19 protein-coding genes are annotated in these 20,392 nt (G+C 45.4%); 10 read left to right on the top strand and 9 right to left on the bottom strand.

Translation table 11 applies throughout. The annotated features are described in order from the left end of the window. Positions 1-190: 190 nt before the first annotated feature. Positions 191-2,107, top strand: a complete 1,917-nt coding sequence (gene dnaK / locus QUB35_RS01680; RefSeq protein ID WP_333138758.1) for a molecular chaperone DnaK — start codon at positions 191-193, stop codon at positions 2,105-2,107. A 71-nt stretch (positions 2,108-2,178) separates the two neighbouring features. Here the strand turns inward: dnaK and QUB35_RS01675 are convergent, their stop codons facing one another. After that, positions 2,179-3,456, bottom strand: coding sequence for a transposase (locus QUB35_RS01675; RefSeq protein ID WP_333138756.1), 1,278 nt, complete (start codon positions 3,454-3,456; stop codon positions 2,179-2,181). A gap of 401 nt (positions 3,457-3,857) precedes the next feature. On the opposite strand from QUB35_RS01675, the gene QUB35_RS01670 reads away from it, so the two are divergent. From QUB35_RS01670 to QUB35_RS01655, 4 genes are all read left to right on the top strand, one after another. Continuing rightward, positions 3,858-4,370 (top strand): DUF4112 domain-containing protein, encoded by a 513-nt coding sequence (locus QUB35_RS01670; protein ID WP_333138754.1) that lies wholly within the window; start codon positions 3,858-3,860, stop codon positions 4,368-4,370. Between the two features lie 585 nt (positions 4,371-4,955). Beyond that, positions 4,956-5,564: a PadR family transcriptional regulator gene (locus tag QUB35_RS01665; protein WP_333138752.1), complete on the top strand. Its 609-nt coding sequence runs from the start codon at positions 4,956-4,958 to the stop codon at positions 5,562-5,564. A gap of 265 nt (positions 5,565-5,829) precedes the next feature. Then, complete coding sequence (locus tag QUB35_RS01660) at positions 5,830-7,614, top strand: efflux RND transporter periplasmic adaptor subunit (RefSeq protein WP_333138750.1); 1,785 nt, start codon at positions 5,830-5,832, stop codon at positions 7,612-7,614. A gap of 316 nt (positions 7,615-7,930) precedes the next feature. After that, complete coding sequence (locus tag QUB35_RS01655) at positions 7,931-11,134, top strand: efflux RND transporter permease subunit (RefSeq protein WP_333138748.1); 3,204 nt, start codon at positions 7,931-7,933, stop codon at positions 11,132-11,134. Between the two features lie 194 nt (positions 11,135-11,328). Here QUB35_RS01655 and QUB35_RS01650 read toward each other — a convergent pair whose 3' ends face one another. Continuing rightward, entirely contained in the window at positions 11,329-11,484 is a 156-nt protein-coding gene (locus QUB35_RS01650) for a hypothetical protein (protein WP_333109569.1), read from the bottom strand. An 88-nt stretch (positions 11,485-11,572) separates the two neighbouring features. On the opposite strand from QUB35_RS01650, the gene QUB35_RS01645 reads away from it, so the two are divergent. Next, positions 11,573-11,863 (top strand): hypothetical protein, encoded by a 291-nt coding sequence (locus tag QUB35_RS01645; protein ID WP_333138746.1) that lies wholly within the window; start codon positions 11,573-11,575, stop codon positions 11,861-11,863. Positions 11,864-12,001: 138 nt separating this feature from the next. Here the strand turns inward: QUB35_RS01645 and QUB35_RS01640 are convergent, their stop codons facing one another. Both QUB35_RS01640 and QUB35_RS01635 read right to left on the bottom strand, forming a co-directional pair. After that, entirely contained in the window at positions 12,002-12,211 is a 210-nt protein-coding gene (locus QUB35_RS01640; RefSeq protein WP_333138743.1) for a hypothetical protein, read from the bottom strand. A 111-nt stretch (positions 12,212-12,322) separates the two neighbouring features. After that, positions 12,323-12,448 carry a hypothetical protein gene (locus tag QUB35_RS01635; RefSeq protein WP_333138741.1) on the bottom strand — a complete coding sequence of 42 codons (126 nt, stop codon included), beginning with the start codon at positions 12,446-12,448 and terminating at the stop codon, positions 12,323-12,325. Positions 12,449-12,499: 51 nt separating this feature from the next. Here QUB35_RS01635 and QUB35_RS01630 point away from each other — a divergent pair, with 51 nt between their 5' ends. Both QUB35_RS01630 and QUB35_RS01625 read left to right on the top strand, forming a co-directional pair. Further along, the gene (locus QUB35_RS01630; RefSeq protein WP_333138739.1) at positions 12,500-13,891 is read left to right on the top strand and encodes an ATP-binding protein; all 1,392 of its coding nucleotides are present in this window, start codon (positions 12,500-12,502) and stop codon (positions 13,889-13,891) included. Between the two features lie 20 nt (positions 13,892-13,911). Next, entirely contained in the window at positions 13,912-15,582 is a 1,671-nt protein-coding gene (locus QUB35_RS01625; RefSeq protein WP_333138737.1) for a tetratricopeptide repeat protein, read from the top strand. Between the two features lie 85 nt (positions 15,583-15,667). Here QUB35_RS01625 and QUB35_RS01620 read toward each other — a convergent pair whose 3' ends face one another. Both QUB35_RS01620 and QUB35_RS01615 read right to left on the bottom strand, forming a co-directional pair. Beyond that, positions 15,668-15,997, bottom strand: coding sequence for a XisI protein (locus QUB35_RS01620; protein WP_333138735.1), 330 nt, complete (start codon positions 15,995-15,997; stop codon positions 15,668-15,670). After that, positions 15,985-16,401 (bottom strand): XisH family protein, encoded by a 417-nt coding sequence (locus QUB35_RS01615; protein WP_333138733.1) that lies wholly within the window; start codon positions 16,399-16,401, stop codon positions 15,985-15,987. Before QUB35_RS01615 ends, QUB35_RS01620 begins: the two co-directional genes overlap by 13 nt. A gap of 348 nt (positions 16,402-16,749) precedes the next feature. On the opposite strand from QUB35_RS01615, the gene QUB35_RS01610 reads away from it, so the two are divergent. Then, positions 16,750-17,778 carry a hypothetical protein gene (locus QUB35_RS01610; protein WP_333138731.1) on the top strand — a complete coding sequence of 343 codons (1,029 nt, stop codon included), beginning with the start codon at positions 16,750-16,752 and terminating at the stop codon, positions 17,776-17,778. A gap of 99 nt (positions 17,779-17,877) precedes the next feature. On the opposite strand, the gene QUB35_RS01605 is transcribed toward QUB35_RS01610, so the two are convergent. The 3 genes from QUB35_RS01605 to QUB35_RS01595 all read right to left on the bottom strand — a co-directional run bounded on the left by QUB35_RS01605 (position 17,878) and on the right by QUB35_RS01595 (position 19,579). Further along, complete coding sequence (locus QUB35_RS01605; protein ID WP_333138729.1) at positions 17,878-18,087, bottom strand: transporter suffix domain-containing protein; 210 nt, start codon at positions 18,085-18,087, stop codon at positions 17,878-17,880. 243 nt (positions 18,088-18,330) lie between these two features. Then, the gene (locus tag QUB35_RS01600) at positions 18,331-19,149 is read right to left on the bottom strand and encodes a carbohydrate ABC transporter permease (RefSeq protein WP_333138726.1); all 819 of its coding nucleotides are present in this window, start codon (positions 19,147-19,149) and stop codon (positions 18,331-18,333) included. Positions 19,150-19,381: 232 nt separating this feature from the next. Further along, positions 19,382-19,579 (bottom strand): hypothetical protein, encoded by a 198-nt coding sequence (locus QUB35_RS01595; protein ID WP_333138724.1) that lies wholly within the window; start codon positions 19,577-19,579, stop codon positions 19,382-19,384. Positions 19,580-19,643: 64 nt separating this feature from the next. On the opposite strand from QUB35_RS01595, the gene QUB35_RS01590 reads away from it, so the two are divergent. Beyond that, a complete protein-coding gene (locus QUB35_RS01590) occupies positions 19,644-20,336 on the top strand; it encodes an aldehyde oxygenase (deformylating) (RefSeq protein WP_333045307.1) in 693 nt (230 codons plus the stop codon). Positions 20,337-20,392 lie beyond the last annotated feature (56 nt).

Here is a 20,392-nt window from a genome sequence, read left to right as displayed (position 1 = left end):
GGTTCGGTAAACACGCCTTCATCGCTTGGTCTAACCGCCCGCAGTATAGAGATAAGCACCCTATCGAAGACTGTATTAAAGCAGGACTCACTACCCGTAAACCGCGAGGTAAAATGGCAGTCCTGAATAACCAGACTATCGCACAGATAAAACACCAAAATTTTGTAGAGATTGGAGCCGGAACACCCCTATGGGAAAAGTAGTTGGAATTGACTTAGGTACGACAAACTCCTGCGTCGCAGTTATGGAAGGCGGCAAACCCACCGTCATAGCCAACGCCGAGGGGGGTCGCACCACACCTTCTGTAGTAGCATATGCTAAAAATGGGGATCAACTTGTCGGACAAATCGCCAAGCGTCAAGCCGTGATGAACGCCGAAAACACCTTTTACTCAGTAAAACGGTTTATCGGGCGTCGGGTTGATGAAGTAACCCACGAAACCACTGAAGTTTCCTACAAAGTCCTCAAAGTTGGCAACAGCCTCAAACTAGACTGTCCCGCCCGTGGCAAGCAATTTGCTCCAGAAGAAATTTCTGCACAAGTTCTCCGCAAACTGGTAGAAGACGCCAGCAAATACCTCGGCGAAACTGTTACCCAAGCGGTAATTACTGTTCCCGCTTACTTTAACGACTCCCAGCGCCAAGCTACGAAAGACGCGGGAAAAATTGCCGGTATAGAAGTGCTGCGGATTATTAACGAACCTACAGCAGCAGCTTTAGCTTACGGGTTAGATAAAAAGAGCAACGAAACCATCCTCGTATTTGACTTAGGTGGCGGTACTTTCGACGTATCTATTCTCGAAGTAGGCGACGGCGTGTTTGAAGTGTTAGCAACTTCTGGAGACACTCACCTCGGCGGTGACGACTTCGACAAAAAAATTGTTGATTACATCGCTAACGAATTCCAAAGAGCCGAAGGCATTGACCTTCGCAAAGACAAACAAGCACTGCAACGCCTGACGGAAGCAGCAGAAAAAGCCAAGATTGAGCTTTCGAGCGTTACCCAAGCAGAAATCAACCTGCCGTTTATTACCGCGACTCAAGACGGGCCAAAACACTTGGACACGACTTTGACGCGGGGCAAGTTTGAAGAACTGTGCTCGGATTTGATCGATCGCTCTCGCATCCCCGTAGAAAATGCGATCCGCGACGCCAAATTAGACAAATCTGCAATTAATGAAGTCGTCTTAGTTGGTGGTTCTACGCGGATTCCTGCGGTGCAAGAACTGGTCAAAAAACTCCTTGGCAAAGACCCCAACCAAACGGTAAACCCGGATGAAGTGGTCGCAGTCGGTGCAGCAATTCAAGCCGGCGTACTCTCCGGCGAAGTCAAAGACATCTTGTTGCTCGACGTTACTCCGCTGTCTCTGGGCGTCGAAACCTTGGGTGGCGTGATGACCAAAATCATTCCCCGCAACACCACTATTCCTACCAAGAAGTCGGAAACTTTTTCGACTGCTGTAGACGGCCAAACAAACGTGGAAATTCACGTTTTGCAAGGCGAACGGGAAATGGCAAATGATAACAAGGATTTGGGAACATTCCGCTTAGATGGAGTTCCACCAGCCCCCCGTGGCGTACCTCAAATTGAAGTTACTTTCGATATCGATGCTAACGGTATTTTGAATGTAGCTGCTAAGGATAAAGGTACTGGTAAGGAGCAATCGATTAGCATTACTGGTGCTTCTACTTTGCCCAGCAATGAAGTCGAGCGCATGGTGAAGGAAGCCGAATCGAATGCGGCTGCTGACAAGGAACGTCGCGAAAGGATCGATCGCAAAAACCAAGGCGATTCTTTAGCCTATCAAATTGAGAAGCAGTTGGCAGAATTGGGTGATAAAGTTCCCGCTGCTGACAAGACTAAGGTTGAAGGCTTGATCAAAGACTTGCGCGATGCGATCGCTACTGAAGATGACGATCGGATCAAAACCTTGACAACAGAGTTGCAGCAAGCATTCTACGCTGTCAGCAGCAACCTGTACCAGCAAGCAGGCGGCCCAACTGACGGCCCTGGCGGCCCTGGTGGCCCTGGTGGCTATGGAGACGGCGGCCCCACTGGTGGCGGCGACGACGTGATTGACGCCGACTTCACAGAAGGCAACAAATAAAAGGCTAATTTAAAAGCCCCCAGCTAGACGGAAGAAACCCGGTTTTGAACAGAAACCGGGTTTCTGTTCTTTCAAAAACAAACCAAAGTCGATCGACTAAAATTAGTGACAACTCCTACACCAACACAAGCTGTCACCATTGGTGTAGGCTTCTGGGCGACTCCTGCTATTGCATAGGACATTAACTGAGCTTTAAGAACGGGTTGCCCCACCGCTCTATTTTTGATGACAAGTGCCGCATTATGATCGCGGTCAAGACTACACCCACAATGATGGCAATCATGCCAGCGAATATGCAGCTTTTTTGGTACTTTCTCTCCGCAATTAGAGCAATCTTGTGAAGTATTATGGGCGCTTACTGGGACAACCAACAAACCAGCATTTGAGGCTTTATTTGCAAGTATTGACAGAAAGCTTGACCACCCAGCGTCCAACACAGATTTAGCTAATCTTGTACGAACTAGCCCTTTGACGTTTAAATCCTCGTGCGCGATTACGTCATATTTTGACAACAGCCAATTAGCTGTCTTGAAGTGAAAATCTTTGCGTTTGTCAGCTACTTTTTTGTGACACTTCCCTAGTTGCTTGACCGATTTCTGCCTTCGCTTGCTGCCTTTCTTGCCACGTGAAACTCGCTTTTGAATTACCCGTAAGCGTTTTTGCTCTTTACGGTAATACTGGGGAATAACGACTGTTTCGCCCTCAGAGGTTGTCAAAAACTCCTTCAGTCCTACATCAATACCTGTTATCGAACGAGGATTAAAGTCTGGTTTAATCTCTGGAACTGTCTTGTCTTCCAGGGAGAGCGTAAGGTAGTAACCATCAGCTTTCTTGGTGACAGATGCGGTTTTAATTTTGAATCCATCAGGGATAGGGCGATGCAATACAACTTTAACTTTCCCAAACATTGGCAAGTTGATCGAGTTGCCCTGTAAGCAACCCTCTTTCACCTGTGGATAAGTAAAAGTGCGATAACGGTTCCGAGCCTTAAAACGAGGTTTCCCGCTACGTTTTCCGTTGCTGTCACCTTTCAAGAAACGGTCAAATGTTATCTTAACTCGCTTAACTACATCTTGAAGGACTTGCGAATATATCTCGCTATACCAAGGATGTGTTTTCTTGAGTTGAGGCAACGTTTTCTTTTGTGAGTAATAATCAGGATTGTCTCGCAGTTCAGGTAGGTAGCAAACGAGAGGGCAGGCGTTAACGGGAGAACGGTTTTGTTCGTACCAATTAAATCTATCAGCCAACAGATAATTGTACTGAGAGCATAGCATGGATAGCCATCTGTCTAGCTCAATGACCTGTTGTTTTGTTGGACGTAACTTGTACTGATAAGCTGTTCTCATATCTACCCTCCTTGAAAGTTATGTTAACATGATTGTGTTCGCATTGACAACACGACATGAAAGACAAGAATTTGCACATCCGGTTATCTGAGAAGCGTCTCAATAAACTGAGAACAGTCGCGGAGGCCAGAGAGAAAACTATCACCCAGATGGTAGAGGCGTGGATTGATCGACTGTCCCTTACATTTACTGACTGACTACGTACCTACGTCAGTCGCGCATTCATCCCACACTGATTTATTGGGGGTACTCGGCTACGCCTCGATAAATCCCCCTCTAAATTCAGTGTGGGGCTTCTGCTGTTTCGGCTAAAAATCTTGCTTGAGGCATAGAGACAAAACTAGAATATGCTTCAACAAATATCATAAACTAGCAGTAATATCGCAATCGAGAGCAATTAAATGTCACGTTCTCCTATACAAAATTCCTCCCCAAATACTCCCAGCCCATCTCATGTTGCATCCTTGCGCCGACTCCGCCGCATCAGCCATTTACTCGACAATGCAATTCCGATTCCCGGCACAAAATACCGCATCGGACTCGATCCGATACTGGGACTTATACCGGGCGGTGGCGATTTAATCAGTTCAATTTTTGCAGGATATGTTGTCTTCAAATCCGCTCAAATGGGAGTACCACAAGAGACTTTAGTCAAAATGGCCACTAACATCGTATTTGATACAGTTGCTGGTACTGTACCCGTAGCAGGAGACTTGCTTGATGTTACTTGGAAAGCTAATGTCAAAAATATAGAATTGCTAGATGCTCATTTAGGTTCCCCCGAACCGGGAAAAAAAGCCAATTGGTTATTTGTCGCGGCTTTGCTGTTGGGTTTAATGTTAATTGTCGGAGGTGTAATTTTCTTGAGCGTGATGCTTTTTGGGTGGCTATTTCAAGTGATTACAGGACGTTAATTTCGGGTCGTAAGATAAAGAGCAATGACTCTACCTGTGTCAGGTTCAGAGCATCTAATCTGGTATACTTTGTACTTAAAAAGTAATTGTGAGTAGGATGACTGGCCGTAAAAACATCTGGATTTAGGATGATTTATATTGGACAAATAATTTCTGACTATGAGCTAGGAAAAAACAGTTAGCTTAGCTGCTAGAAAAAATATCAAGGAATACTAAAATTTCTCAGGGTTTTAAAATTCAATCAACCCATGCCAAGAAAAGTTCTGGTGATCTTAATCAGAAGAGATATGCGGCAAAAATCGCAGCTATTGAGCAGAGTCTATTAAAGCAATTCCGAGACATCAAAGACCAGGCAGCATCTGACCGAAATCGAGGTAAATTAGCACTCTTCTTATTTCTCAAATGGATTCTATAATATAAAGCGATCGCCCTTTCTAGATCCTCAAATAATATATATTAAGGGTATTGACAAATATTATAACTTATGTATCAAATTTAATTTTGTTGGGAAGCGAGCTATTTACCCGATCGCCCTTGAGTTCGATATAGTGATATAATCCAGACTATAATATCAACTTGATATAAATGCTTGAATTATCCGCACTTGGACTGCTACAGTTGCAACCTCTGCACGGCTACCGGCTAAAGCAAAAACTGGAGCTGTTTATGAGCAGTTGCATCAGCGTCAACTACGGAGCGATTTACCCGCTGCTGAAGCGCTTGGAAGAGCGAGGGGAGATTTCGGTAATAGCCGAAGAAGCCGGAGATGCGGGCTGTCCGCGCAAAATCTACGGAATTACCGACAAAGGGCGCGAACTCTGGCGGCAAAAAATGCTCGAACACCCTCAAGAAAGCTGGGTTAACAGTGGTTCCCGGTTCCAAATCAAGTTTTTCTTTTTTGGCGACTTAGAACCGACAGAACGGCTGAAGCTATTGGAACACCGCTTGCGAGCCTGTTACACCAGGCAAGACTACATCGAAAGCCTCAAGAGCGAATATCCACTAACCGATGACTATCAATTCGCCTCTCGCGATCGCTGCAAGTCAGTGCTGGCGTCAGAGATAGAGTGGTTAACCGAGCAACTAGCCAAGGAAAAAAGTGCGATCGCCGGAGTGCGTGACTCCCTAACCTTCGCTGAATCCGCTGAAGCCAAGGGAAAATCCTTCCAACTCACCCACTCAGGTGAGTCATAAGAAGGATGTGCAATCTTGCCTGTCATCGTAACTTTTGAGAAATAACAAGAAGCTTTCCTACAAAGAATCACCCCCAGACTTGGCTAAATGTGATGAAACTAAAGCGCTTCACATACCCCAACCTCATTAAAAAGGGACTTTCCCGATTCCATCCTGTTTAAAATCGCTTGTCCTTATTCCCCCATGTTTGAGGGGAACGCCGGAAAATCAAAGATTTCGCCCAAGTCTCAGTCAGAAGTTAAAAAAAATCTAAGTGGTGCTGCCAATGAGTTATTCTAAATCCCCAGAATCCGTCGTTGAAGCTGAAGAGCAAAAACCTCCCACACCGGAACTGCACCCAACCGATGCCGACAGCGATCGACCAGAGGATTTTCCCCCCGTTGCCGATGATCACCCCCAGCCTGTTGCTAAACCCCGATCGCGCTGGCCTCTAATTGCCGCGATCGCGATCGCCACAGGCGCAGCAGGTTTCGGCTGGTACTCGTGGCAATCGGGTCAGAATCGCGCACAGCAACCGGCAGCAGCAGCCCAACCCCCAGCCATACCAGTCAAGCTCGCCGCCGTAAAAACCAGCTCAGTCGAAGATGCTTCCGAATTTGTTAGCAGCTTAGAAGCCAAGCGTTCGGTACAAATCAAACCCGAAGTAGAAGGGCTAGTCACGGAGATTTTTGTCAAATCCGGGGACTTCATAAATAAAGGGCAAGCCATCGCCCGCATGAAAAGCGACAGCGCCCAAGCTGACTTGAGGCAATCCCAAGCCAACCTGATCCGCGCTCAATCCCACTTAGCCGAATTGCAAGCAGGAGCCAGGCCCGAAGAAATCGCCCAAGCTCAAGCCCAAGTCGCCCAAGCCCAAGCCAACCTCGCCCAACTGCGATCGGGCTCTCGGCCCGAAGAAATTGGTCAAGCCCAAGCCCGCGTTAGCCAAGCTGAAGCCGACCTCGCCGATGCCGAAACAGGTAGCCTCTTAGAAGAAATCGCCCAAGCAAGAGCGCAAATAGAAGCAAGCACAGCCGAAGCAAAGTTAGCCAGCCAGCAACTTGCCAGATATCAGGCATTGGCAAAAGAAGGCGCAGAATCCGCCAACACCCTTGAGCAATACACCCAAAAAGAAGGCAGCGCCAAAGCCAATCTCCGAGAAGCTCAAAGGCGGTTCCAGCAGCGACAAAAAAACAGACAAGCCGAGATCGATCGCCGGACAGCAGCCTTGCAACAGCAGCGGCAAGCTTTGCAGCAATTGCAAAAGGGTTCGCGCCCAGAGGAAATAGCCAAAGCCGAAGCAGAAGTCGCACAAGCCAAGAGCAGATTAGCGCAGTTAGCAAATGGTACGCGCCAAGAACAACTCGATCAAGCTGAAGCGCAAGTTGCCGAGGCCGCCGCTCAAGTGCGCGGCTTTGAAGTACAACTACAAGAAACTGCGGTCATCGCGCCCTTCGCAGGAGTCATCGGCGACATACCAGTGAAAGTAGGTGATTTCTTGCAAAAAGGTGATGCCATTGCCACCCTGACAGAGAACCAATTGCTAGACTTGCGGTTATCAATTCCTTTGGAACGGCAGCCTCAATTACGCTTAGGGCTGCCAGTACAAATGCTCGATGCTCAAGGTAAGGCGATCGCCCAAGGTCAAATCAGTTTTATCTCCCCCAACGTCAGTGCCAATTCCCAAACAATTTTAGCTAAAGCCACCTTTCCCAACCCCAGCGGCGAACTGCTTAATCTCCAGTTTGTAAAAGCTAAAGTCATCTGGAAACAGAGCCCCGGAATTTTAGTTCCAGTAACAGCAGTCACTCGCTTAGGTGGAGAAACTTTTGTCTTCACAGCTCAAAAGCCACAACAGCCAAAACCTGGAATGCCACCTTTAGTAGCGCGGCAAAAGTCCGTGAAATTGGGAACCATTGAGGGGAATAATTATCAAGTTATCGAAGGTTTGCAAGCCGGCGAAAAAATTGTTACGGCAGGCATCCTTAACCTGACAGACGGCGCTCCCATTATGGCTCAAGAGGAAGGGGAAGGAGCAGGGAAAAATTTACCAGTAGGGGGCAAAAAATAAGGTATGTTGTTGCGCTTGGGCGCTCTTAATTCACCTCTTAAGAGCGCTAAAGCGCAACTACGTACTTTATGTGAAACTACTTGATTGCTCAGCTCTTAACAAGGGGGCAATTTAAATTTTTGACTCATATCATGTCCGGTCGAGCAACCGTGATTTTTGTAGGGGCGGGTTCACCAACAATACCTGCTAATAATTGACAATCTCAAAAACCCGCCCCGACCGGGATATTATGCTTAATCGCTCGGACATGATATCAAGTGCAATTAGCAATTAGGAATTAGGAATAATCAACTAACAACTACCCATTACCCAAATAATGTTTGCAGATTTCTTTATTAAACGACCTGTCTTTGCTAGCGTCTGCGCCTTAATTATTGTTTTGGTAGGCGCAATCAGCATTCCCAGCCTGCCTATCGAGCGCTTCCCCGACATCAGCCCTACCCAAATCAACGTCACAGCCAACTATAGCGGTGCGAATGCTGAAGTTGTCGAAAATGCGGTAACAAACATCCTAGAAAGGCAAATTAACGGCATTGAAGGACTGAAATATCTAACTTCCAGTAGCACTAACAGTGGAACTAGCACCATTACAGCCACCTTTGATACTTCCCGCGACAAAGATATCGCCGCCGTCGATGTGCAAAATCGAGTTGCAGTTGCTCAACCACAACTGCCAGATGTCGTACAACGCACAGGAGTTACAGTTACAAAACAATCTAACAGCCTGCTGCTGGCTATAGGATTATTTACCGAAAATAAAGAATACGATACCATATTTTTAAGCAACTACGCCGACCTCTATTTAGCAGATACTTTAAAGAGAGTAAAAGGCGTGGGCGACGTGCGAATTTTTGGGGAAAGACGCTATGCTATGCGCCTGTGGATAGACCCCAATAAATTAGCTGCTCGTAATCTAACAATGCAAGATATAACAAGAGCAATTAATGAACAAAACTTGCAAGTTGGTGTAGGAAGAATTGGTCAAGAACCCGCCCCAGAGGGGCAAATGTATCAGATTGATTTGAGTGCAGAAAGTCGTCTCAAAAGCCCCACAGAATTTGACGACATAGTTATTAAAAGCGAAGCAAATGGAACTTTAGTTAAGTTAAAAGATGTCGGTAGAGCAGAATTAGGAGCAGAAAATTATAACTCTTTTCTGCGATTTCGAGGGAATGACGCGGTGGGTTTAGGGATTTACCAATTACCCGGAAGTAATGCTCTAAATGTTGCCCAGGCCGTCAAAGCAGAAATGGAAAAATTAGCTAAAAACTTCCCTCCGGGGGTGATACATAGAACCGCACTAGATACGACTCAATTTGTCCAAGAGTCAATGGCAGAAGTAGTCAAAACTCTGTTTGAAGCAGTCTTGCTAGTGGTGATAGTTATTTTTGTTTTCCTGCAAGATTGGCGCACTACGATTATTCCCACCCTCACAATACCCATTTCCTTGATTGGGACATTTGCTTTTATCAAAGCTTTCGGCTTTACGATTAACAGTTTGTCTCTATTTGGTCTTACCTTAGCAACAGGTTTAGTGGTTGATGACGCTATCATCGTAGTCGAAAATATTGACCGTCTAGTCCGCCAAGGTATGAATGCCCGCCAAGCAGCTTCCGAGTCAATGCGGGAACTTTTTAGTGCTGTAATTGCCACTTCCTTAGTATTGATGGCCGTGTTCGTACCAGTGGCATTTTTCCCTGGGACAACGGGAGCACTCTATAAACAATTTGCCCTAACAATTGCTTTTTCCGTACTGCTTTCTACCTTTATGGCAGTTACTCTTACTCCCTCACTTGCCGCTATATTACTGCGCCCAGGTAAGAAGTTTGGCGGCCCGTTGGGTTGGGTGTTTAACCGCATTAATATTTTTCTGGATTGGACGCAAAAGAAATATAGAGATTCCTTAATATTCTTAACACGATTTAAAACCATTGTTACCCTGTTGTTTATTGCTTCTCTGGGATTCACCGCTTGGCTTTATTTAGCAGTACCGACAGCATTTATCCCAGAGGAAGACCAGGGTTATTTTCTGACAATTATTCAAGGGCCTCAAGGTGTTTCGCTGCAATACACCCAGCAGGTGATGGACGGAGTTGAACAAGAAATCCTCAAAGTTCCTGAAGTTGTGGGAACTTTTTCTGTAGGTGGCTTTGGTTTTAGTGGTAATAGTTCCAATCAGGGGATTATATTTACTACCCTTAAACCCTGGAAAGAAAGGGAAGGTGAAGATCAAACCGTACAAGCGATTATTGGTAAATTGCGGGGTAAATTTTTCGCGATTCCAGAAGCGAGAATTTTCCCTGTGAATCCGCCGGCTATTCAAGGTTTAGGTCAATTTGGAGGCTTCCAATTTCAATTGCAAGACCGCAAAGGTAACAGCGGTTTAGATTCTCTAGTTCAGACTATGGGCGGGATTTTAAAGCAGGCGAATCAGACGCCCGGATTGCAGGCGGTATTTAGTACGTTTGCTGCGAATACGCCTCAGTTACTTGTGGAAGTTGACCGCAATCGAGCTAAGGCTCTAGATATTCCCATTAATGATGTTTTCAGTACGTTACAAACGGCTCTGGGTTCTCAGTATGTGAATGATTTTAATCTCCAGCAGCGCAATTATCGGGTGTATGTTCAGGCGGATAAACAGTTTCGTGATAACCCTGAAGATATTAGTAAATTGTATGTCCGATCTGGAAAGAATGAAATGATTTCTTTGAGCAATTTGGTGAAGATCACTCCGGTGGTGGGAGCGCAAACTGTTAACCACTACAATTTATATAGGTCAATTGAAATTAGTGGCTCTCCGGCTCCGGGATCGAGTTCTGGACAGGCGATAAAATCAATGGAAAATGTGGCGGCTCAAGTTTTGCCGTCGGGTTTTGGCTATGAATGGTCGGGGAGTTCTTTAGAAGAAATTGAGTCCGGCGGTCAAGCACCGATAATTTTCGGTTTGGGGCTGATTTTTGTGTTCTTGGTGTTGGCGGCGCAGTATGAAAATTATGTCGATCCTTTCATTATTTTGCTATCGGTGCCTCTGGCGATTTTGGGTGCACTTTTAGCTCAGTCGTTGCGGGGTTTGGCGAATGATGTTTATTGCCAGATTGGTTTGGTGATGTTGATTGGATTGGCAAGTAAAAATGCGATTTTAATTGTGGAGTTTGCTAACCAGTTACGGGAGCAGGGATATTCAATTGCTAAGGCAGCAGTTGAGGCTTCTCAAGAGCGTTTACGGCCGATTTTGATGACTTCTTTATCCTTTATTTTGGGGATTGCTCCCCTAATTAACCCGGAAGGTGCGGGGGCGGCAAGTCGTAGATCGCTAGGGAATGCGATCGCGGGGGGGATGGTTGTTTCTACTGTCTTGAGTTTGTTTATGGTGCCGGTTCTGTATGTGGTGGTTGTCTCGGCTCGCGATCGCTTTCGGAAGCGCGATCGATTAGAAAATCTGCCCGATGATGGCACAATTTTGAACGGCAAAACAACTCCCCACGAGGAGATTGAACGCGATAAAGTATCGCCGTTGTAGTTGGTAAGTTGAAAAGGCGATCGTTTTGTGAGTCTCATTGGTGCGATCGCCCAAAACCCGCCAATCCCGCATCAAAACCCCCAAAGTCCCCAGATTAGTCCGGGGCTCAATTCTTCAATCCCAAATCCCAAATCCCAAATCTAAAATCTAAAATCTAAAATCTAAAATCGATTGACGGCGGCCCCCATCTGCGGCTACGCTTGGAAGTGAGAGGTTGCTTGCTTGTAGAGGAGGCAGCCCGCGTCGCCCAAAAATCTAGTTGCACTGCCCAAAGCTGTTGGTAGCAGCAATGGACAGCTAACCGCCAAACTGATACCAGCAGTCTGGAGGCTAACGGAGTATCTTAACATCCTCTGTAGCCGCCCTGCTATGTGTTGAACTGCGGGGCGGCTGGGTTTTTGGGTTTTCCTAGAAAACCCAAAACCAGGAGAACATATTATGTCACAGGAATTCGTGCCTGACGACAACAAATCCGTTAGCGAAGCCCTCGAAGAGGATCGCCCAAATGACGACTCAGCAGCAGTATGCGAACAGGAAGTGGTGCTGTTAACCGTTGTCGGTTCGCCCAAGGGTGTCAGGGAAACCATACTCACTTTGTACCGACTAGGATTTGCCCAAGTCGGCGATTGGAGCCCCGTACAACGTGCAGCTAATCCGAAGCAGGTGATGAGCGTGCTGATCCGTCGTTCGCGGGCTAACGGTACACCGCCGAGAAAATCTGGACGGTAAGCTGCGCTGTCATTCTGAGTGAGTAGCTTAGGATTTACGCACGGGTGGTCAGAAACCGGGTTTTTACCAAATCTGCGCGCTGTAACGTGTCTTCTCGCAAAAACCCGGTTTCTTTGGTCGCAGTGCGTAAGTCCTGTATTATTTCTTCTTGTCTTTCCCTCGTAAGACTCGAACTAACTCAGTCATTGCACGGGTCAGAGTAGCGCTTGCACCAGTTAGAGTAGCAACAGCCAAAATTAATTCAGGTAGTGTTACCCAATATTGCGAAAATTGCGGTGTTTCAACTCGCCCAGGCGTTGTTGCAGGTTGCTCACTGTGGGTGATAGGTTGTTGATTTTGAGATTCCATCTTTTGACTACTCCGATATGTGTGATTGCTGGAGAAGTTCAATTGGCGCCAATTTGCTCTCACATCTCTAGAATCTCTGATGTACAAAGGTTTGAGCGTTCTAGTTTTGGCTCATATCTGTCGCTGCCGATCGAACTGAGCCAAAAATGAACCGCCCAAAAGCCATGTTTTGAGTAAAGCTGGTAAAAATCCTGAAATTATCAGGTATGAATCGAATATTTGTGCGGAATGCTTCATTTTAGATAGGTAATAATTTAGATTATTCTGTTAAATTAAATTTATTGAAGCATGGCTGTTTCTCTAAAAGCATCGAAAGAAGGACTAGAAATTGTCGATCGCGAAAGAAGAAAGAAAGGCTGGCAAGCAACAGCAGTTGCTTGGTATAGCGCGGCGAAAACTTCAGAAGCAACCTTGAAGCGATTTAGACGTAAAATACCTATTCAGCAAGATGTATTTGTTGCCATTTGTCAAGCAGTTGGCATAGAAAACTGGGAAGAAATTGTTGATAACACCCCAACTATGCAAACTGCATCATATATGGACTTTAGCGTCTATGACGATGCGTGGGTTGGGCGAGAAAGTCTGATTCAACAGTTGAGCGATCGCGTCACTTCTTCCTGTCGTGTCTTGCTATTGGTTGGCATTACAGGTATCGGTAAAACTGCTTTGGCTGAAAAGTTAGTAGAGGAATTGCGAGGAGATTGGACGGAACTCAGGGATAATTTTGAAGATGATAAAAAAGCTTCAGATTTTGCCAGTGTGGCGCTGGAATGGCTGGAAAAGTGGGGAGAAACTGTCCCAAAGGAGGAGCGTAAACCAGAGCAATTGTTACGGCGGTTAGTCAAACGCTTGCGGGAAAATCGGTATTTAATTCTCATAGATTCTCTTGAGTACCTATTGACAGGAAATGAAGAAGAGGGCTGGGGTGATTTTGCCGATGAGTGGTGGGGTAAGTTTTTTGTGAGTTTGTTGGCAGAATCATCTTGTCAAAGTCGGTTCATTCTTACATCTCAGGATTGGCCAACTAAGTTTGAAGCAGAGTGCGAACGCTACAGAAATCTCTGGTCTTGCCAACTTTTGAAAGGATTAGAAATCCCCGAACAGGTAGCGTTATTTCAAAAAGCTGAACTAGATGGCGATTTGGAATTACCGCATAGTCCCCTGCGAGTAATTGGGGAAGTTTATGATGGACATCCTTTAGCCTTGCGGACAATTGCTGGAGAAATTAAGGGTTCTTATGGAGGGAAAGTCAGGGCTTATTGGAAAGATAACAGTCGTTATATTGAAGAGGTAAAAGAGGCTATTGATGAAGCGCGTAACGAAGGAATAGTTCAAGGAGATGAGGATAGGTGGCAGTTAGCCTCATACACGAAGGTCTTGCGAAGGAAGATCAAAGAACGGATTGAGAAGACATTTGAAAGGCTCAAAAATGACGTTTATGATGCTTATGTTTTGTTTTGTATGGCTTCAATTTATCGATGCGAAGTCAAAGAAAAGTGGTGGGTGATTAATTTAGAAGACGAGGGTTACAGTGAGGAGCGGCAAAAAGCTGCAATGCAAACTTTGCGCGAGCGGTATTTAGTTGAATATGGCGGAATTGACGATGAGGATAATCGGCTGGTGGGACAACATAATTTAATTCGCAGTGTGGCGATAGACCATCGATTAATACTACCATAAGTTAAAAATATAAATTCACAATGACAAATAATGTAACACCATCTGGTGAGTTGGTTTTGAAAAAGTTAGGAATCAATCCTCATAATCTCCGTGCCGATTTTCTTACTCGGGAGCAGAGGCTTCAGTACAGAGCAGTTGTAAACTGGATCACGGATTACAAACCGAAGTCAGATGCTACTAATTTGGAGAAGGTGCGGGGGTATTTGGAAGCCTTTCATCATCTGGGTAAGGTAGAAGATTGGATGCGAAATAGCAAAATTATATCAATTCGACTAGATACACCTACCAAAGAGGAATTGCACCATCAATTATCACTGTGGGGCTACTACAAGGAATTGATTGAGCTTTATAAGCAAATTGTGGGCAAATTAAGCTCTAATCTGGATGCTGTTTTTCTCGCAAATCTGGGCAATGCTTACGATGCGCTAGGAAATTATACCCAAGCTATTGACTATTACCAACATGGTTTAACCATTTTTCGGAAAATTGCAGATCGTAAAGGTGAGGGCCGCGCACTGGGCAATCTGGGAGGCTCTTACCGTTCGCTAGGAAAGTATCTCGCAGCAATTGACTATCATCAACAGAGTTTAACCATTGCACGGGAGATTGGAAATCGCGAAGGGGAGGGAAACGCGCTAGTAAATCTAGGCAATGCTTATAATTCGCTAGGAAATTATCTCCAAGCTATCGACTATTACCAACAGGGTTTAACTATTTTCCAGGAAATTGCAGATCGCAAAGGTGAGGGAAACGCACTGGGCAATTTGGGTAATGCTTGCGATGGGCTAGGAAAATATCTCGCAGCAATTGACTATCATCAACAGAGTTTAACCATTGCACGGGAGATGGGAAATCGCGAAGGGGAGGAAATCGCACTGGGAAATCTGGGTAATGCTTACAATTCGCTAGGAAATTATCTGCAAGCAATTGACTATCACCAACAGAGTTTAACTATTGCACGGGAAATCGGCGATCGCAACGGTGAGGGACGCGCATTGGGAAATCTGGGAGTTGCTTACGATTCGCTAGGAAATTATCCTCAAGCCATCGACTTTCACCAGCAGCATTTAACCATAGCACGGGAGCTCGGAAATCGCAGCGGTGAGGGAAACGCACTGGGAAATTTGGGCAATGCTCACCGTTCGCTAGGAGATTATCCCCAAGCCATCGACTATCTCCAGCAGAGTTTAACCATTATCCAGGAAATTTGCGATCGCAACGGTGAGGGAATTATCCTGGGAAATCTAGGAATTGCTTACGGTCTGTTAGGAGATTATTCCCAAGCCATCCACTATCTCCAACAAAGTTTAACCATTGCAAGAGAAATCGGCGATCGTAACTGTGAGGGGAAGGCACTGACAAATCTGGGAAATACTTACCTTTCGTTAGGAGATTATTCCCCAGCCATCCACTACCTCCAACAAAGTTTAACCATTGCAAGAGAAATCGGCGATCGCAACGGTGAGGGAACCGCACTGTTAAATCTGGGAGTTGCTTACTATTCGCTAGGAAAATATCCTCAATCCATCAACTATTACCAACACAGTTTAACTATTGTACGGGAAATCGGACAACGCTCGGCTCAAGAGCGAACGTTACTTAATTTATGTAAAGCTTTCTCTGCTTTAGGAGACTATAACAAAGCAATAGAGTACAATAAGCAGCACTTAGCTCTCGTACAATCAACATAATAGTAACTGAAACTATTGATTTCTGATGAGAAAGCAAAACGCGATCGCCCCTTATATTCTCTGTTAGCCGATCGCACTTATAGCATCAACCAACAGCAAACTCCGTAAATTTCCGTCTATATGGGGCTTTAAAAGCCAAAACTATATCTTGCTTTGGAATTCCAGCTTCAACCAATTCATTAGCAACTCCGATTTCCGTGCCATCCCGTTCGATCCAAATTTTACCATCTTTAATTTCCACGTAGATGATACAACCGAATACTCGGCTCAAATCTTCCCAACCGATATGCAATAATTGATAGCGAGATCGTTCCGTATCAAATATCAAATGCACTTCTGTCTTACTATTTAAGCGATTTTCTACGTGGTGTTTAAGAATCCTTTGTACCACTTCACTGTAATTCAATCCCTCCATTGCACAATCTCCTCTTGAGTTGGGTTGAAAATTAATAATTTTAGTTGATGTTCTACTATCACTCTTTGAATAAACCTACGACTAAAAAATTCATTGTAAACATCTTCAGGAACAGCCAAATACAAAGTCCGCTCTGGTTCGGTCAATCTCAATGCTGAACGGTAGTTGAGACATTGACCGAGTGCACTGTGAAACTCTGTCACGTCTGAGGCTCCTAGAAAAGATTTTACCTCTACTGCAATCTTTTTACCAGTTTTTTCAGCGACGAGGATTTTTTCTGCAGTTAAGTCTATGTAAAAATCAACATCCTCAACTTCAATGAATAGATTTTCGTCAGTGATGCTCCACCCATCTTTTTCGAGAGATGTTTTAACAGTATTGTGAAAAAAATCTTTAGCTGGCATAAATTAACTTGAGTTTTCAGCTACTTAAATTATAGTCAGGCTGACAAGCATATTCCCAAACTTGGCGATCGAGTACAGTAGGTAATCCCATCCTATAATATCCTAATTCACTTTAATTCAATCCCCGCACAGCCACCACTCCCCTCAAGTCCCATCAGGGGCGTGCCCGGAGCCATTTTGGGTATCTTTTTGCCGATCGCACCTCATCGTGCAATAATGATATGACTTGCACAAAAACTCTATTAGTAGGTAAATCTTGCCTACCTTACCGCTACATATAGCGTCTCAACTGTCAACCCGTGCAAGTTCCCAATTAAACCGGCTGTTGCACTACACAAATTTTTCCTAATGGCTGAAGTCCCCCTAAATCCCGCAGAACTTGCAGAAGCCCTCAACGGCTTTACCGATATCAATTTCCAATTGCCTGACCCCGAAGACGAACAAATACCAGAGTTTGACTTTGAAAATCAAGTTGACAATGCCTGGAAAGTGTGCGATCGCTTCGACTTGCAAACCGACATTTGGCGGGGACGCATTCTCCGAACAGTCCGAGACAGAGAAAAAAAAGGCGGCGAAGGACGGGGTACAGGCTTTTTGAACTGGCTCAAAGAAAGAGAAATTGGCAAAAGTCAAGCCTATTCTTTGATAGAATTAGCTAATAGTGCCGATACTCTGATCCAGCAAGGAGATTTAGACCCAGATTCCATTAGAAACTTCAGCAAAAGAGCCTTTGTAGAAACCGCCAAAGCATCTCCCGAAGTCCAGCAAATGGTAACAGATGCAGCAGCCAATGGCGATCGCATCACCCGCCGCGAAGTCAAACAACTATCCGACGAATGGATGGCAATGAACTCAGATTTATTGCCAGAAGAAGTCAAAGAAAAAGCATCTACAGGTTCTCTACCTTCCCGCTACCTCGCTCCTTTAGTCAAAGAAATGGAGAAACTCTCCCCATCTCACCAAAGCGAAATTCAAAAAGAAGTAGCAGAAAATCCCGACGTAGATACTGTAAAACAGCTAACTTCCGACGCCAAGAACTTATCAAAATATCTCGACGCCGCCGCCCAAGTGCAAGCTCTCAATCAGTCTCACTTAGACATGGAAATGGCCTTAGAAGAATCTTTGCGAGTAGGCTGTTTGGGAACCACCGCCGACGTTGTAAAACAAGCCGCACAGCTAGAACAAACAGTAGTCAAACTCTACACAATTTGGAAGCGTTTAGGCAGTTTAGCAGATAGATTGTACGTAGATACAGGAGCAAGCACCCCCAATTTGCGGTTGCTTTTGGGATGCTTGGACAGTCTTTCGGGAGAAAAGATTGAAGTGGATTTCGGAGACGGAGAACGCTCTATTCGCTTGCAAATTTTCAGCGAATAGCTCAACCTTGACCGCAGATAAAAGCCAACATCCAGGCTCATTATCTGCGTCGAACCCTGTTCATCTGCGGTTAAAATTTCTAAGTTTTTTCCAAAGATATCAGGGATGCAAATAACGCCGATATTTGGTAACTATTTCTTTCCCCAACAGCACTACGCTAATCCAAAAACAAACTTCTGCACCAACAGCCAGAACGACCGATAAAGTAGTTTTTTGAGGAATGTCCAGCGGCAGGAATGGCACAACAAAAAAGATTGCCAACCACGGCAGAAAAGATAGAACAAATAAAAACAAACCGAGCTTTTGCATAGATTCACATAATACAGCTTTGATATCCCCTTTATCTCTTAGTCCGCTTGGAGTGAACTTCGTTTGTATAGTAGCGATTTCAATCGCCGAGTGACGACAAACTCGCATCTTGCACCAATATCAGCAACAGGCTTTCCGGCCTGTTCCACAAATACTAAATGTTCTTGTGGAACAGGCCGGAAAGCCTGTTCTTGAGAATGGTTCAACAAATGACTACAAACTTAATTGCCAAGCATTTCTAACTCAATTCTTAATCCCCGTCGCCGCAATCCCCCGAATAAACTGCCGCTGACCGGCCAAAAACAGCAACACCACCGGCACTGTGCCAATTACCACCGCCGCCATCAACAACTGCCAACTGCTAGTAAACTGTTCCTGAAACTCAGCCAAAGCTAACTGCACAGTTCGCAACTCCGGCCGCGTCGTAAACACCAGCGGCTTAAACAAATCGTTCCACTCCCCGATAAACGTAAACAAAAACAGCGTCACCAAAGCAGGGCGGGCCAAAGGTAACATCACCTGCCACAAAACCTGCCAGCGGTTAGCCCCATCCAGCATTGCCGCCTCCTCCAACTCCACCGGAACAGTCATAAAATACTGCCGCAGCAGAAAAATCCCAAAACCGTTAGCAGCCGTCGGCAAAATCAGCGCCCCGTAAGTATTCAGCAGATGGCCCCACTTCAAAACCAAGAAAATCGGAATCACCAAAAGCTGAAACGGAATTACCAGCGTCGCCAAAACCCCCAAAACTAGGGCCTGTCGCCCCCGAAACTTCAGTCTGGCCAAAGCATAACCGGCCAAAGCAGAAGTCACAACCTGAAAACCCGTCACTGCGATCGCCACTAGAGTAGAATTAAGGAATGCCAACAAAAAATTGCCCCGTCGCCAAGCCTCCTGATAGTTCGCAAAAGTCAAGCCTGTGGCCTTGACACCCACACCAGAGGGTGATAAAGAAACCAAAAATACAGCAGCCAGCGGCAGCAGCACCAGCGCAGCACCCGCCAGCAAGCAAATAAAACTCAGCAGTTCCAGCGCTTGAGACCTGTCAAAGGATTTACCCATAAATTTGTGAATTAACCTAAAATAATAAGCCTGTGAGGTTCTCCAACCCGATCGCCTCCCAGAGGATTCCCATACAACATAATATGTGGTAGAGGGAAAGAAGGAGTACCCAGCGAGGAAGTTGTGGTTAGGATATAATGTTAGAGATAGATTTGGTACTGTAAAACCTTTAAAGGTGGAGACATAGACCGTATTTCTATCATCTATTTCCGGGCAAAAGATCGACTAACGACTAATTCCAGTAATTAGTAAATAGATAGCATTCTAGCGATAGTCTTTCTGGAGTGTTCGAGGGCAAAAGTCCGACCAACACGCTGAGGACGCCAGTTTTTCCCGGATAGTCAAAGAAAAGTTCTTTGTCGAAAGAATCCTCAGCTATAATCTGTGATTTAGATGGGGTGCGTTCAAAATAGGTAAAGTGTACTGTCACTGACCCCCCATTTTAAAGGGGTTTCCAAACATCCCGCAAGCTTATATAAGGAGACTAGATATCTATGCCCCAGCTTGAGGCCAGCCCAACAATTGACTTTCAAACCGAAACTTACAAAGATGCTTACAGCCGCATCAACGCCATTGTGATTGAAGGCGAACAAGAAGCTCACGACAATTACCTGACACTGGCCGAACTGTTGGCTGACAAAAAAGCAGAGTTAATTGGCTTGTCCAAGATGGAGAACCGCCACATGAAAGGCTTCCAAGCTTGTGGCCGGAATCTTAAAGTCACGCCCGACATGGCATTTGCCAAGCAGTTCTTTTCGGAATTGCACAAAAACTTCCAGACGGCAGCGGCCCAAGGTCAGATTGTAACTTGCTTGTTGATTCAATCGCTAATTATCGAGTGTTTTGCGATCGCAGCTTACAACATCTACATCCCCGTCGCCGATGACTTTGCTCGCAAAATCACCGAAGGCGTCGTCAAAGAAGAATACAGCCACCTCAACTTTGGGGAAGTCTGGCTGCAAGCTCACTTTGAGGAATCCAAAGCGGAACTAGAAGCCGCCAACCGCCAAAACCTCCCCATCATCTGGAAGCTGCTAAACGCTGTCGCAGACGATGCCCGCGTCTTGGGAATGGAAAAAGACGCTTTAATCGAAGACTTTATGATTGCCTACGGCGAAGCTCTAGGTAACATTGGCTTTAACAACCGCGATATCATGCGGATGTCAGCACAAGGCCTCGCAGCCTAGTTAATTGGGAAATAAGGAATGGGAAAAAAATTAAAAATTAAAAATTAAAAATGGGA

Source organism: Microcoleus sp. B13-B6 (genome assembly GCF_036705405.1).
GTDB lineage: Bacteria > Cyanobacteriota > Cyanobacteriia > Cyanobacteriales > Microcoleaceae > Microcoleus.
Note: the sequence above shows the minus strand (reverse complement) of the source record. Positions and strands in the feature narration are given on the sequence as shown.

Excerpts from the sequence above, each read along its gene's own strand:
- QUB35_RS01605 (WP_333138729.1), bottom strand. The coding sequence starts at position 18,087 with ATGCAAAAGCTCGGTTTGTTTTTATTTGTTCTATCTTTTCTGCCGTGG.
- QUB35_RS01655 (WP_333138748.1), top strand. The coding sequence starts at position 7,931 with ATGTTTGCAGATTTCTTTATTAAACGACCTGTCTTTGCTAGCGTCTGC.
- QUB35_RS01645 (WP_333138746.1), top strand. The coding sequence starts at position 11,573 with ATGTCACAGGAATTCGTGCCTGACGACAACAAATCCGTTAGCGAAGCC.
- QUB35_RS01620 (WP_333138735.1), bottom strand. The coding sequence starts at position 15,997 with ATGGAGGGATTGAATTACAGTGAAGTGGTACAAAGGATTCTTAAACAC.
- QUB35_RS01635 (WP_333138741.1), bottom strand. The coding sequence starts at position 12,448 with ATGAAGCATTCCGCACAAATATTCGATTCATACCTGATAATTTCAGGA.
- QUB35_RS01665 (WP_333138752.1), top strand. The coding sequence starts at position 4,956 with ATGCTTGAATTATCCGCACTTGGACTGCTACAGTTGCAACCTCTGCAC.
- QUB35_RS01660 (WP_333138750.1), top strand. The coding sequence starts at position 5,830 with ATGAGTTATTCTAAATCCCCAGAATCCGTCGTTGAAGCTGAAGAGCAA.
- QUB35_RS01590 (WP_333045307.1), top strand. The coding sequence starts at position 19,644 with ATGCCCCAGCTTGAGGCCAGCCCAACAATTGACTTTCAAACCGAAACT.
- QUB35_RS01670 (WP_333138754.1), top strand. The coding sequence starts at position 3,858 with ATGTCACGTTCTCCTATACAAAATTCCTCCCCAAATACTCCCAGCCCA.
- QUB35_RS01675 (WP_333138756.1), bottom strand. The coding sequence starts at position 3,456 with ATGAGAACAGCTTATCAGTACAAGTTACGTCCAACAAAACAACAGGTC.
- QUB35_RS01640 (WP_333138743.1), bottom strand. The coding sequence starts at position 12,211 with ATGGAATCTCAAAATCAACAACCTATCACCCACAGTGAGCAACCTGCA.
- QUB35_RS01600 (WP_333138726.1), bottom strand. The coding sequence starts at position 19,149 with ATGGGTAAATCCTTTGACAGGTCTCAAGCGCTGGAACTGCTGAGTTTT.
- QUB35_RS01615 (WP_333138733.1), bottom strand. The coding sequence starts at position 16,401 with ATGCCAGCTAAAGATTTTTTTCACAATACTGTTAAAACATCTCTCGAA.
- dnaK (WP_333138758.1), top strand. The coding sequence starts at position 191 with ATGGGAAAAGTAGTTGGAATTGACTTAGGTACGACAAACTCCTGCGTC.
- QUB35_RS01625 (WP_333138737.1), top strand. The coding sequence starts at position 13,912 with ATGACAAATAATGTAACACCATCTGGTGAGTTGGTTTTGAAAAAGTTA.
- QUB35_RS01630 (WP_333138739.1), top strand. The coding sequence starts at position 12,500 with ATGGCTGTTTCTCTAAAAGCATCGAAAGAAGGACTAGAAATTGTCGAT.
- QUB35_RS01610 (WP_333138731.1), top strand. The coding sequence starts at position 16,750 with ATGGCTGAAGTCCCCCTAAATCCCGCAGAACTTGCAGAAGCCCTCAAC.
- QUB35_RS01650 (WP_333109569.1), bottom strand. The coding sequence starts at position 11,484 with ATGTTAAGATACTCCGTTAGCCTCCAGACTGCTGGTATCAGTTTGGCG.